The sequence below is a fragment of the Trebonia kvetii genome, assembly GCF_007827045.1.
GTDB lineage: Bacteria > Actinomycetota > Actinomycetes > Streptosporangiales > Streptosporangiaceae > Trebonia > Trebonia kvetii.
In genome coordinates, this window is sequence record NZ_RPFW01000002.1 from 757,533 (window position 1) to 769,490 (window position 11,958).

Below are 11,958 nucleotides of genomic sequence, written 5' to 3' on the forward strand. Positions count from 1 at the left end.
GCAGCTTGTCGCACCTGCGATGCCAGTGAACTACCGGCCGGCTCCTTCGGCCCAGAGACTTAGGTCCTGCTGGCCGTGGCGCGGGGCCCGGGGAGGGCATCGGCACGCCCGGGACCTTAGGCTCTACGTGCCGGGTCCGGCCGGGTGCATAGTGTGACCATGCATGATCTGACCTCAGTGCCTGACCTGGTGCAAGACGCGGGCCTGACCGGGGCCGCGCGTGCTCGCCGGCCGGTGTACGTGGACCTGCTGCCGCCGTGCAACGCCGGCTGCCCGGCAGGCGAGAACATCCAGGCATGGCTGGCAGCGGCGCGCGACGGGGAGTTCGAGCGTGCCTGGCGGCTGCTCACCGACGACAACCCGTTCCCCGCGATCCACGGGCGGGTCTGCTACCACCCGTGCGAAAGCGTGTGCAACCGTGCCGAGCTGGACAGCGCCGTCTCCATTCACGCCGTGGAACGGTTCCTCGGCGACCTGGCCATGAGCAACCACTGGCCGCTCGGCATGGAAGAAGCCGAGCCGACCGGCAAGCGGGTACTTGTCATCGGCGCCGGTCCGAGCGGGCTGTCCGCCGCCTACCACCTGGCCCGCCGCGGGCACCAGGTGGAGGTGCGCGACGCGGGCGCGGAGCCAGGCGGGATGATGCGGTACGGCATCCCCGCCTACCGGCTGCCGCGCGACGTGCTCGCCGCCGAGATCGGCCGGATCGAGGCCATGGGCGTGCGGATCAGCTGCGGGCACCCGGTGACCGACCTGGACGCGGAACGCGCCGGGTTCGACGCCGTGTTCGTCGCGGTCGGCGCGCACCTGTCCAAGCACGTGGACATCCCGGCGCGGGAGGCCGGGCGGATCGTCGACGCGGTGCCGTTCCTGCGGGAGGTCGCGGCCGGCGGCCACCCGGTGCTCGGGCGGCGGGTCGCGGTGTACGGCGGCGGCAACACCGCGATGGACGCCGCGCGCACCGCCAAGCGGCTCGGCGCCGGCGACGCGCTGATCGTCTACCGGCGCAGCCGGGAGCGCATGCCCGCGCACGAGGAGGAGGCCGTCGCCGCCGAGCGCGAGGGCGTCACCATCAACTGGCTGCGCACGATCACCGCGTTCGACGGGCCCGAGCTGACCATCGAGACGATGGAGCTCGACCCGTCCGGCTACCCGCGGCCCACCGGACGTTACGAGAAGCTGTCCGCCGACACTTTGATCCTCGCGCTCGGCCAGGACGCGGACACCCGCTTCCTGCGGGCCGTACCCGGGGTGGAGTTCAAGCGGGACGGCACGGTGCTCGTCGGCCCCGACATGATGACCGGCTGCCCCGGCGTGTTCGCCGGCGGCGACATGGTGCCGGCCGAGCGGACGGTCACCGTCGGCACCGGGCACGGCAAGAAGGCCGCCAGGTTCATCGACGCGTATCTGCGCGGCGGCAGCTACGTCGCGCCGCCGAAGCACGAGGAGGCCGGTTTCGAGCTGCTGCATCCGTGGTACTTCACCGATGCTCCTCCTTCTGAGCAGCCAGAACGGTCGGCGGCTTCGCGTGTCGCCGACTTCGCTGAGGTCACTGGCGGGCTGACAGAACCGGAGGCGGTCCGCGAGGCGGCCCGCTGCCTGTCGTGCGGCAACTGCTTCGAGTGCGACGCCTGCGCCGCCGCCTGCCCGGAGGACGCGGTCATCAAGCTGGGCCGCGGTCACCGCTACGAGTTCGACTATGACCGGTGCACCGGCTGCGCGGCCTGCTACCAGCAGTGCCCGGTGCACGCCATCGAGATGGTGCCCGAGCGGGCGGAAAGCACCCCAGAGGAGGGCCGATGACCCGCGTGACGATCGACGGCAACGAGGCGGCCGCCTCCGCCGCCTACCGGCTGAACGACGTGTGCTGCATCTACCCGATCACCCCCTCCTCGGCGATGGCCGAGCTGGCCGACGAGTGGTCGAGCAAGGGCCGGGTGAACATCTGGGGCGGCGTGCCGACCGTCGTGGAGATGCAGAGCGAGGGCGGCGCGGCGGGCGCGCTGCATGGCGCGCTCCAGGGCGGGTCGCTGACCACGACGTTCACCGCGTCGCAGGGCCTGCTGCTGATGATACCGAACATGTACAAGATCGCCGGGGAGCTGACCCCCGCGGTGTTCCAGGTGGCGGCGCGGTCGCTCGCGGCGCAGGGGCTGTCGATCTTCGGCGACCACTCGGACGTGATGGCGGTGCGGCAGACCGGGTTCGCGCTGCTTTGCTCGGGATCCGTGCAGGAGGCGCACGACCTGGCGGTGGTGGCGCAAGCGGCGTCGCTCGCCACCCGGGTACCGTTCGTGCACTTCTTCGACGGGTTCCGCACCTCGCACGAGCTGAACGAGTGCGAGCTGCTCTCCGACGACGAGCTGCGCGCGCTCGTGCCCTACGAGCTGGTCCGGGCGCACCGCCTCCGCGCGATGAACCCCGAGCACCCCGTGGTGCGCGGCACGGCGCAGAACCCCGACGTGTACTTCCAGGCGAGGGAGACCGTGAACCCGTTCTACGCGGCGGTGCCAGGGGCGGTCGCGTCGGCGATGTCCGCGCTAGCTTCCCTGACGGGGCGGCGGTATCACCTGGCGTCGTACCACGGTCATCCCGAGGCCGAGCGGGTGATCGTGATCATGGGATCTGGAGCGGAGACGGCGGCCGCTACAGCCGGGTACCTGGCGGCGCGCGGAGAGCGGGTAGGCGTCGTTCAGGTGCGGCTGTTCCGGCCATTTCCGGTAACGGAGCTGCTGGCCGCGCTGCCGCCGACGGCGGAGCGGATCGCGGTGCTCGACAGGACCAAGGAGCCTGGCTCACTGGGCGAGCCGCTGTTCCTCGACGTGCTCGCCACGCTCGCGGAGGCCGCGGCGGCTGACGGCGGCCGCCTGATGCCGCTGGTGGCCGGGGGGCGGTACGGGCTGGCGTCGAAGGAGTTCACCCCGGGCATGGTCGCGGGCGTCTTCGCCGAGCTCGCGCACCCGGCGCCGCGCCCGCGGTTCACCATCGGGATCAACGACGACGTCTCGGGATCGAGCCTGCCGTACGACGACCTCGACATCGAGGATCCGGCGACGACCAGGGCCGTGTTCTTCGGCCTCGGCTCGGACGGGACCGTGAGCGCCAACAAGAACAGCATCAAGATCCTCGGCGACGCCGGGCTGCACGCCCAGGGCTACTTCGTCTACGACTCCAAGAAGTCCGGCTCGGAGACCGTCTCCCACCTGCGGTTCGGGCCAGCTCCCATCAGCGCGCCGTACCTCATCAGGCGGGCCGGGTTCGTCGGCGTGCACCAGGCGCGGCTGATCGGCCGCGACGAGGTCCTCGACCGGGCGGCACCCGGCGCGGTGGTGCTGCTCAACACGCCGGTGCCGCCGGATGCGGTATGGGACTCACTGCCCGGGTCCGCCAGGTCGCAGATCGAGGCGAAGAAGCTCACCCTGTACGCGATCGACGCCCGCGCCGTGGCCCGCGAGGCCGGCCTTGGCGGGCGGGTGAACACCGTGCTGCAGACCTGCTTCTTCGCGATCTCCGGCGTGCTGCCTGCCGATGAGGCGATCCCGGCGATCAAGAGCGCGATCGCGAAGAGCTACGGGAAGCGCGGGCCGGAGATCGTGGCGCGGAACAACGCGGCCGTGGACGCGGCGGTGGCCGGGCTGCACCGGGTGGAGGTGCCGCCGGCCGGCGAGATGCCAGCCGAGGCGCCGCCCGCGCGGTCCCCCGTTTTTCTCGGTGCTCCGGAGTTCGTGCGGACGGTCACGGCGGCGATGCTGGCGGGCCGCGGTGACGAGCTGCCGGTGAGCGCGCTGCCCGTCGACGGCACTTACCCGCCGGGCACCTCGAGGTACGAGAAGCGCAACATCTCCGACCTGGTCGCCGTGTGGGACCCGGAGACGTGCATCCAGTGCGGCAACTGCTCGTTCGTCTGCCCGCACAGCGTCATCAGGTCCACGTTCTACCCGGACGGCCTGCTCGACGGGGCGCCGGACGGGTTCAAGTCCGCGCCGCTGGACTCGCGCGGCCTGCCGGACAGCGCCTTCACGTTGCAGATATACGCCGAGGACTGCACCGGGTGCGGGCTGTGCGTGGAGGCCTGCCCGGTGCCGCTGCGCGGTGCCGTGCCTGCCCCGCCAGCCGGCCCGGCCGCGGCCTCATCCCCGGACACGGGAGCCGGAGCGGCGGCGCCACGCAAGGCGATCAACCTGGAGCCCTACGACAGGGACACGGTGCGGCGGGATGTGGCGTTCTTCGAGACCCTGCCGCTCGCCGACCGGTCCAGGGTGGACTTCGGCACCGTCCGCGGCGCGCAGTTCCTCCAGCCGCTGTTCGAGTTCTCCGGCGCGTGCGCCGGCTGCGGCGAGACGCCGTACGTGCGGCTGCTTTCCCAGCTGTTCGGCGACCGGCTGCTGGTCGCAAACGCGACCGGCTGCTCGTCGATCTACGGCGGCAACCTGCCGACGACGCCGTGGACCACCAACCGCGACGGCCGCGGCCCCGCGTGGTCGAACTCGCTGTTCGAGGACAACGCGGAGTTCGGGCTCGGCTTCCGGCTCGCCGCCGACCAGCAGCTCGCGCTGGCCAGGGCCCGGCTTGCGGAACTGCGGGACGCGGTCGGCGCGGAGCTTGCTGACGAGATCCTGGCCGCGCCGCAGCGGCGCGAGTCGGAGTACGCGGCGCAGCGGGCGCGGGTCACCGAGCTGACCAGGAGACTGGCGGCGATGGACGCGGCGAACCCCTCCGTTCGGGACCTGCTCAGCGTCGTCGACCACCTGGTGCGGCGCAGCGTGTGGATCGTCGGCGGCGACGGCTGGGCCTACGACATCGGGGCTGGCGGGCTCGACCACGTGCTGGCGACCGGCAGGGACGTGAATGTGCTCGTGCTGGACACCGAGGTGTACTCCAACACCGGCGGGCAGGCGTCGAAGGCGACGCCGCTCGGCGCGGTCGCCAAGTTCGCCGCGGCCGGCAAGCGGGTACCCAAGAAGGACCTGGCGTTGCAGGCGATCGCCTACGGCAGCGTGTACGTGGCGCGGGTGGCGATGGGCGCCGACCCGCAGCAGACGCTGCGCGCGCTGCGCGAGGCCGAGGCGTATGACGGGCCGTCGCTGGTGATCGCCTACAGCCACTGCATCGCGCACGGCATCGAGAAGGACGGGCAGCTGCTGCGCAACGGCATGGACCAGCAGTACCGCGCGGTGGCCAGCGGCTACTGGCCGCTGGTCCGCTACGACCCGGTCACCCGGGCGTTCCTGCTCGACTCGCCGCGGCCCCGGCTGCCGCTTTCCGCCTACACCGGGCAGGAGCTGCGTTTCCGGATCCTGGAAAGGACCGATCCGGAGACGGCGGCCCGGCTCGCCGAGCTCGCACAGCAGGAAGTACACCAGCGCTGGACAACCTACGAGGAGATGGCCGCACGGGGCCCGGAGCGGTTCCCCGCGGCGGAGGGGAGCACGTGATGGACCTGAGCACCAAGTACCTCGGCCTGGACCTGCGCAACCCGCTTATCGCGTCGGCGGGGCCGCTGACGTCGAGCGCCGACGGCGTGCGACGGCTCGCCGAGGCCGGCGTCGGCGCGGTTGTGCTGCCGTCGCTGTTCGAAGAGCAGCTCACGCAGGAGGCGAACCGGGACTCGTGGCTGGCCGCGGGCGGCGCGGACTCCTTTCCCGAGGCGCTCAGCTACCGCCCCGGTGCTGCGTACGAGGCCTGGCCGCACCGGTACCTGCACCTGATCTCCCAGGCCCGGGCGGCCGCGGGTCCCGGCGTGCCGGTGATCGCGTCACTGAACGGCGTCTCGCCTGGCGGCTGGACGAACTACGCGACGGCCATGGAGGACGCGGGGGCCGCCGCGGTCGAGCTGAACATCTACTACCTGCCCGGCGACCCGCTGATCCCGGCAAGGGACGCCGAGCAGCGGTACACCGAGATCCTCCTCGCGGTCAAGGCCGCGGTGCGTATCCCGGTGGCGGTCAAGATCGGGCCGTACTTCAGCTCTCCCGGCGAGATGGCGGCCGTGCTCGACCGGGCCGGCGCGGACGGGCTGGTGCTGTTCAACCGGTTCCTCCAGACGGACATTGACCCTGAGACGTTCACGGTCTCCAGGGGGTTCCGGCTCTCCTCGCCTGGCGAGGCGTCCCTCCCACGCACCTGGATCCGGCTGCTGCACGGGAAGGTGCGCTGCTCGCTTGCGGCGACGACCGGGGTGGAGAACTGGGCGGACGTCGCGGCGTACCTGCTGGCGGGCGCGGACGCGGTGATGACCACCTCCGCGCTGCTGCGGCACGGCCCCGCTTACGCCGCCGTGCTAGTCGGCGGGCTGGCCAGCTGGATGCAGCGCAAGGGCTTCGTCACCGTGGCCGGGCTGCGTGGGCTGATGTCCGACGAGGCCAACCTCACGGCGCCGGGACGGGGCGGGTACCTGTCAGCGATCGAGCAGGCGACGCACGCGTTCGGCGCCCCAGGAGCGCTCGCGTGAGCGCCGTGACCGGTCCGGCGACTCCGGCAGTGCTGCGCCGCGACCAGCTCGACGGGCTGCTCGACGCCATCAGGCGCCGCGGGTTCCGGCTGGTCGGGCCCGTACTCAAGGACGGGGCCATCATCTACGGCGACATCTCGTCGGCGGCCGACCTGCCGGCCGGGTGGACCGACGAGCAGGACGCGGCCACGTACCGGGTGCGGCGCCGGGACGACCAGGCGCTGTTCGGTTACAACGTCGGGCCGCAGTCGTGGAAGAAGTACCTGTTCCCCGCCGTTGCCAGGCTGGGAGGTCCTGACACGGCCGATGCGGCAGAGCCGGAGCGCTACGCGTTTATCGGCGTCCGGGCGTGCGAGCTGCGGGCGATCGCGATCCAGGACAGGGTCTTCACCGGCGGCCGGCATCCCGACCCGGGCTACGCGGCGAACCGCGAGGGGGCATTCCTCGTCGCGGTCAACTGCGGACAGGCCGCCAAGACCTGCTTCTGCACGTCGATGTCGGCGGGGCCGAAGGCGGAGGCGGGCTTCGATCTCGCGCTGACCGAGCTGCTCGACTCCGGTGGTCACCGGTTCCTGGTGGAGGCCGGGACCGCGCGCGGCGCCGAGGTGCTCGCCGAGGCCGGGGCGGCGCCCGCCCCGACGGCCGACGTCACCGCGGCGGACGCGGTCAGCGAGCGCACCGCCGCCGCCATGGAGCGGAGCATGCCCGCGATTGACCTGCGGGACCTGCTGTACGACAACCTGGAGCACCCGCGCTGGGACGACGTGGCGGGACGCTGCCTGGCCTGCGGGAACTGCACAATGGTGTGCCCGACGTGCTTCTGCTTCAGCGTCGAGGAGGTCACCGACCTGACGGGAGCGGGGGGGGCGGGCGGGACTGAAGCCGAGCGGCAGCGGTCGTGGGACTCGTGCTTCACGCTCGACCACTCCTACCTGCACGGCGGCCCGGTGCGGACCTCGACCAAGTCCAGGTACCGCCAGTGGATGACGCACAAGCTGGCTACCTGGCAGGACCAGTTCGGCACCTCCGGGTGCGTGGGGTGCGGGCGCTGCATCGCGTGGTGCCCGGTGGGGATCGACATCACCGAGGAGGTCGGCGCAATTGCAGCAGACGATTGAGCACGTGCTTGGCCGCCACGGGTTCTTCGACGGGATGGACCAGGAGTACCTGGCGCTGATCGCCGGGTGCGCAAGCAACGTGGTGTTCAGCGACGGCGCGTTCCTGTTCCGCGGCGGGGACCCGGCGGAGACGTTCTACCTGGTGCGGGAGGGCGCGATCGCGCTGGAGATCGCGGCGGCCGGCCGGGTTCTCACCGTGCAGACCGTCGGCGCGGGTGAAATGGCCGGCTTCTCCTGGCTGATCGGACCGCACCTCTGGCAGTTCGACGGGCGGGCCGTCGGGCGGGTGCACGCCGTCGAGCTGGACGGCACGTGCCTGCGGGCCAAATGCGACGCCGACCCGCGGCTCGGCTACGACCTCATGCAGCGCTTCGCGAGGCTGGCAACGCGGCGGCTGCAGGCCACCCGGCTGCAACTGATGGACGTGTACGGCCATGCGCACGCTGGCTAACGCGACGGCGGACCGCCCGTGGACCGAATCGCCGCCCTGGCGGGTGACCGCGAGCCGGGCGGAGTCGCACGACACGGTGACGCTCGAGCTCGAGCCGCCCGAGCCGTTTGGCTTCGAGCCCGGCCAGTTCAACATGCTGCGGGTGCCCGGCATCGGCGAGGTGCCGATCTCGATCAGCGGTGACCCGTCGCGGCCCGGCCCCGTGCTGCACACCATCCGCGACGTCGGGGCGGTCACTCACGCGCTGTGCACCCTCCGGCCGGGCCAGCGGGTCGGGGTGCGCGGCCCGTACGGCACCAGCTGGCCGGTGCGGGCGGCCGAGGGCGGCGACGTGGTGATCGTGGCGGGCGGCATCGGGCTGCCGCCGCTGCGTCCCGCCATCTACCACGTGCTCGCGCACCGGGAATCGTATGGCCGCCTGGTCCTGCTTTACGGCGCGCGCACCCCGGCCGACCTGCTGTTCACCGGCGAGCTTGACACCTGGCGGACCAGGCCGGGCGTGACAGTCGAGGTCACCGTGGATACCGCGGGCCGCGACTGGCACGGCAACGTCGGGGTGGTGCCCGACCTCGTCGCGAAGGCGGCGTTCGACCCGGGGTCAGCGGTCACGTTCACCGTGGGCCCGGAGATCATGATGCGGTTCGCGGTGCGTGCACTGCTCGCGGCGGGCGTCACCGATGACCGGGTGTTCCTATCCATGGAGCGTGACATGCAGTGCGCGGCGGCGCTGTGCGGGCACTGCCAGCTCGGGCCGTTCCTGCTCTGCCGTGACGGGCCGGTGCTCGGCTACCGGCCGCTGGCCCGCTGGATGTCGGTGAGGGAGCTGTGATGAGTGACCCAGAAGGTACCCGGCCTGCTGACTCCGGCAAGCCGACTCTCGCGGTGTGGAAGTTTGCCTCCTGCGACGGCTGCCAGCTCACCCTGCTCAACTGCGAGGACGAGCTGCTCGCGCTGACCGACGCGATCCAGATCGCCAACTTCACCGAGGCGTCCCGCGAGGTGGTGGCCGGACCGTACGACCTGTCCCTGGTCGAGGGATCGATCACCACGCCGCACGACGCCGAGCGCATCCGCGAGGTCCGGCAGGCGTCCCGGTTCCTCGTCACCATCGGCGCGTGCGCCACCTCCGGCGGCATCCAGGCGCTGCGCAATTTCTCCGCCGACCTCGCGCCGCTGGTGTACGCGACGCCCTCGTACATCGAGACGCTGCGCACGTCCACGGCGATCGCCGACCACGTGCGCGTCGACTTCGAGCTGCGCGGCTGCCCCATCGACCGCCGCCAGCTGCTCGAGGTGATCTCGGCGTACCTGCTCGGCCGCAAGCCGCGGATCCGCGGGCACAGCGTGTGCATCGAGTGCAAGCGCGCCGGGCACACGTGCGTGATGGTGGCGCACGGGACACCCTGCCTCGGCCCGGTGACGCAGGCCGGCTGCGGCGCGCTTTGCCCGTCCTTCGCCCGGGGCTGCTACGGCTGCTTCGGGCCGATGGAGACGCCGAACACCGCGGCGCTTTCCGCCCGCTGGCAGGAGCTCGGCGCGAGCGAGGGCGACCTGGTCCGCGCGTTCCGCGCGTTCAACGCCGGCGCTGAGCCGTTCCGCAAGGAGGCCGAGGCCCATGACACACCACATTAAGGTGCCCGCGCTCGCCAGGGTCGAGGGCGAGGGCGGCCTGGAGATCGTGACGGCGGACGGCCAGGTCACCGAGGTCAGGCTGGATATCTTCGAGCCGCCACGGTTCTTCGAAGGCCTGCTGCGCGGCCGGCAGTACACCGAGCCGCCTGACATCACCGCGCGCATCTGCGGTATCTGCCCGGTCGCCTACCAGATGAGCGCGTGCCGGGCCATCGAGGACGCCTGCGGCGTCACCGTGCCCGAGCCGGTGAACGCGCTGCGCCGGCTGCTGTACTGCGGCGAGTGGATAGAAAGCCACGTACTGCACATCTACCTGCTGCACGCGCCCGACTTCCTCGGTTACGAGAGCGGCATCCACCTGGCCCGCGATCATCCGGAGATCGTGCAGCGGGGGCTGCGGATGAAGAAGGCGGGCAACCGGCTGCTTGAGGTGATCGGCGGGCGCTCGGTGCACCCGGTCAACGTCCGGGTCGGCGGCTTCTACCGCGCACCGGACGCATCCGACCTGCGCGGGCTCGCCGGTGAGCTGGAGTGGGCGCGACAGGCGGCGCTGGACACGGTCGCCTGGGTGTCGGCGTTCGACTTCCCGGATTTCAGCCGCGACTACGAGTACGTCTCGCTGCGCGACGGAGCCGGGTACCCGATCATGGGCGACCGGATCGTTTCAAGCCGCGGCCTGGACATCCCGGCCCGCGACTATGACAGCAACTTCACCGAGTTTCAGGTGCCGCACTCCACGGCGCTGCATTCGGTGCTTGACGGTAACCGCACCTACCTGACCGGGCCGCTGGCCAGGTACCGGATGAACTCCGCGCTCCTGCCCGAGGCGGCGGCCTCCGCCGCGCGCGCCGCTGGCCTGGACGGTACGTGCGACAACCCGTTCCGCAGCATCATCGTCCGCGCCGTGGAGCTGGTGTTCGCCTGCGATGAAGCTCTGCGCCTTATCGAGGACTATGAGCCGCCAGAACCGCCGTCCATCGAAGTGCCGGCCGCCGCGGCGACCGGATACGGCTGCACCGAGGCGCCGCGCGGGATGCTCTACCACCGGTACCGCATCGCCGCCGACGGGACCATCGCCGACGCGAAGATCGTCCCGCCGACCTCGCAGAACCTGCGGGTCATCGAGGCCGACCTGCGCGAGTTCGCAGGCCCGCGGCTCGGCATGCCGCGTGACGAGCTGACCTTGCAGTGCGAGCAGGCCGTGCGCAGCCATGACCCGTGCATCTCCTGCGCGGCCCACTTCCTCGACCTGCGGGTAGTGAACCGGACAGGCTGAACTATCCGCGTCGGGCACTGAACGACCGGGCTGGCCTTCGCGGTGGCAGGCTGGAGGCATGCACGCAGCGCAGTTCATCCTTTACGTCGCTGACCAGGCCAGGGCCAGGGACTTCTACCGTTACGTCCTGGCCGCCGAGCCGACGCTTGACGTACCGGGCATGACCGAGTTCGAACTGGGCGGGGCAACGCTGGGGCTCATGCCCGGCGCTGACATGGAGGCGCTCCTGGACGGCCAGGTCCGCGCGGGCGTCGGCCAGAGATGCGAGCTCTACCTCCGCCGCGGCGATGCCGCGGCCGCCCTAGGCCGCGCAGTGGACGGCGGCGGCAGGCTGCTCGATGACCTGCGGGACCGGACGTGGGGCGAGCGCGTCGGCTACGTGCTGGACCCTGACGATCACGTATTGGCCCTGGCGCAGGCAGCCGGGACGGCGGACTAGGGACGCTGACCGATCCGCCGCCGTCACCGCGCCGCCTAGCGCGTGAGAGGACTGCCAAGAGGACCAACAGCACTTGAGGTGGCCTCACCGGAACGGGGACGATGTTCGGGTAGTGAAATTCGCGGTAGGCCAAGGAGGAACCCGGGATGACCGCGGCGACTGAGGCAATGAATGCGCTGGTGCCCGACGGTCCAGAGCCCCCTGATCCCGATCCCATTCGGAACGCGCGGCCGGGACCGAGCGACACCCTGATCATCGACGGCGCCGGGATGGCCGGACTGCCCCTGCTCGGCACGATCGTCGCCGTATGCGGCGACGACGGGGCACCGCCGTACCTGGTGCGCTGGACCGCGGGTGACTACGAATCCCTGGTGTTCCCTGGCGCAGGCGCCCGCATCGAAAAGCACCGCTGACCGCCGCGGCGGATGCCGGCCGCCATGCCTGCCCAGGACGAGTCAACGGCAACATGATCACTCGGAACGGGTGCGCGGTCCCCCGGTCACGTCACGGGCTCGCCGGTCGCCAACTGCCTTGATTGCCGCCGCCTGGGCCCGGGCCCGACCGAGTGTCAGCCACGCGCACGGACCTTCG

Annotated in this window: 10 protein-coding genes; all 10 read left to right on the forward strand. The window is 71.5% G+C overall.

Translation table 11 applies throughout. The features are described 5' to 3' along the window. Positions 1 to 159 precede the first annotated feature (159 nt). Positions 160 to 1,803 carry an NAD(P)-binding protein gene (locus tag EAS64_RS12160; protein WP_145853025.1) on the forward strand — a complete coding sequence of 548 codons (1,644 nt, stop codon included), beginning with the start codon at positions 160 to 162 and terminating at the stop codon, positions 1,801 to 1,803. After that, the gene (gene nifJ, locus EAS64_RS12165; protein ID WP_145853026.1) at positions 1,800 to 5,435 is read left to right on the forward strand and encodes a pyruvate:ferredoxin (flavodoxin) oxidoreductase; all 3,636 of its coding nucleotides are present in this window, start codon (positions 1,800 to 1,802) and stop codon (positions 5,433 to 5,435) included. The genes EAS64_RS12160 and nifJ overlap by 4 nt, the downstream gene beginning before the upstream one ends. Next, on the forward strand, positions 5,435 to 6,451 hold the full coding sequence (locus tag EAS64_RS12170) for a dihydroorotate dehydrogenase-like protein (RefSeq protein ID WP_145853027.1): 1,017 nt from the start codon (positions 5,435 to 5,437) through the stop codon (positions 6,449 to 6,451). Before nifJ ends, EAS64_RS12170 begins: the two co-directional genes overlap by 1 nt. After that, positions 6,448 to 7,569, forward strand: coding sequence for a 4Fe-4S dicluster domain-containing protein (locus EAS64_RS12175; protein ID WP_246115636.1), 1,122 nt, complete (start codon positions 6,448 to 6,450; stop codon positions 7,567 to 7,569). The genes EAS64_RS12170 and EAS64_RS12175 overlap by 4 nt, the downstream gene beginning before the upstream one ends. Continuing rightward, the gene (locus EAS64_RS12180) at positions 7,553 to 8,020 is read left to right on the forward strand and encodes a Crp/Fnr family transcriptional regulator (protein ID WP_222849242.1); all 468 of its coding nucleotides are present in this window, start codon (positions 7,553 to 7,555) and stop codon (positions 8,018 to 8,020) included. Before EAS64_RS12175 ends, EAS64_RS12180 begins: the two co-directional genes overlap by 17 nt. Continuing rightward, a complete protein-coding gene (locus EAS64_RS12185) occupies positions 8,004 to 8,849 on the forward strand; it encodes an FAD/NAD(P)-binding protein (protein ID WP_145853028.1) in 846 nt (281 codons plus the stop codon). The genes EAS64_RS12180 and EAS64_RS12185 overlap by 17 nt, the downstream gene beginning before the upstream one ends. Then, entirely contained in the window at positions 8,849 to 9,652 is an 804-nt protein-coding gene (locus EAS64_RS12190) for an NADH-quinone oxidoreductase subunit B family protein (protein WP_145853029.1), read from the forward strand. Before EAS64_RS12185 ends, EAS64_RS12190 begins: the two co-directional genes overlap by 1 nt. Then, a complete protein-coding gene (locus tag EAS64_RS12195; RefSeq protein WP_145853030.1) occupies positions 9,636 to 10,928 on the forward strand; it encodes a Ni/Fe hydrogenase subunit alpha in 1,293 nt (430 codons plus the stop codon). The genes EAS64_RS12190 and EAS64_RS12195 overlap by 17 nt, the downstream gene beginning before the upstream one ends. Before the next feature lie 58 nt (positions 10,929 to 10,986). After that, the gene (locus tag EAS64_RS12200) at positions 10,987 to 11,367 is read left to right on the forward strand and encodes a VOC family protein (protein WP_145853031.1); all 381 of its coding nucleotides are present in this window, start codon (positions 10,987 to 10,989) and stop codon (positions 11,365 to 11,367) included. A gap of 146 nt (positions 11,368 to 11,513) precedes the next feature. After that, positions 11,514 to 11,780, forward strand: coding sequence for a DUF1918 domain-containing protein (locus EAS64_RS12205; protein WP_246115637.1), 267 nt, complete (start codon positions 11,514 to 11,516; stop codon positions 11,778 to 11,780). Positions 11,781 to 11,958: the final 178 nt, after the last annotated feature.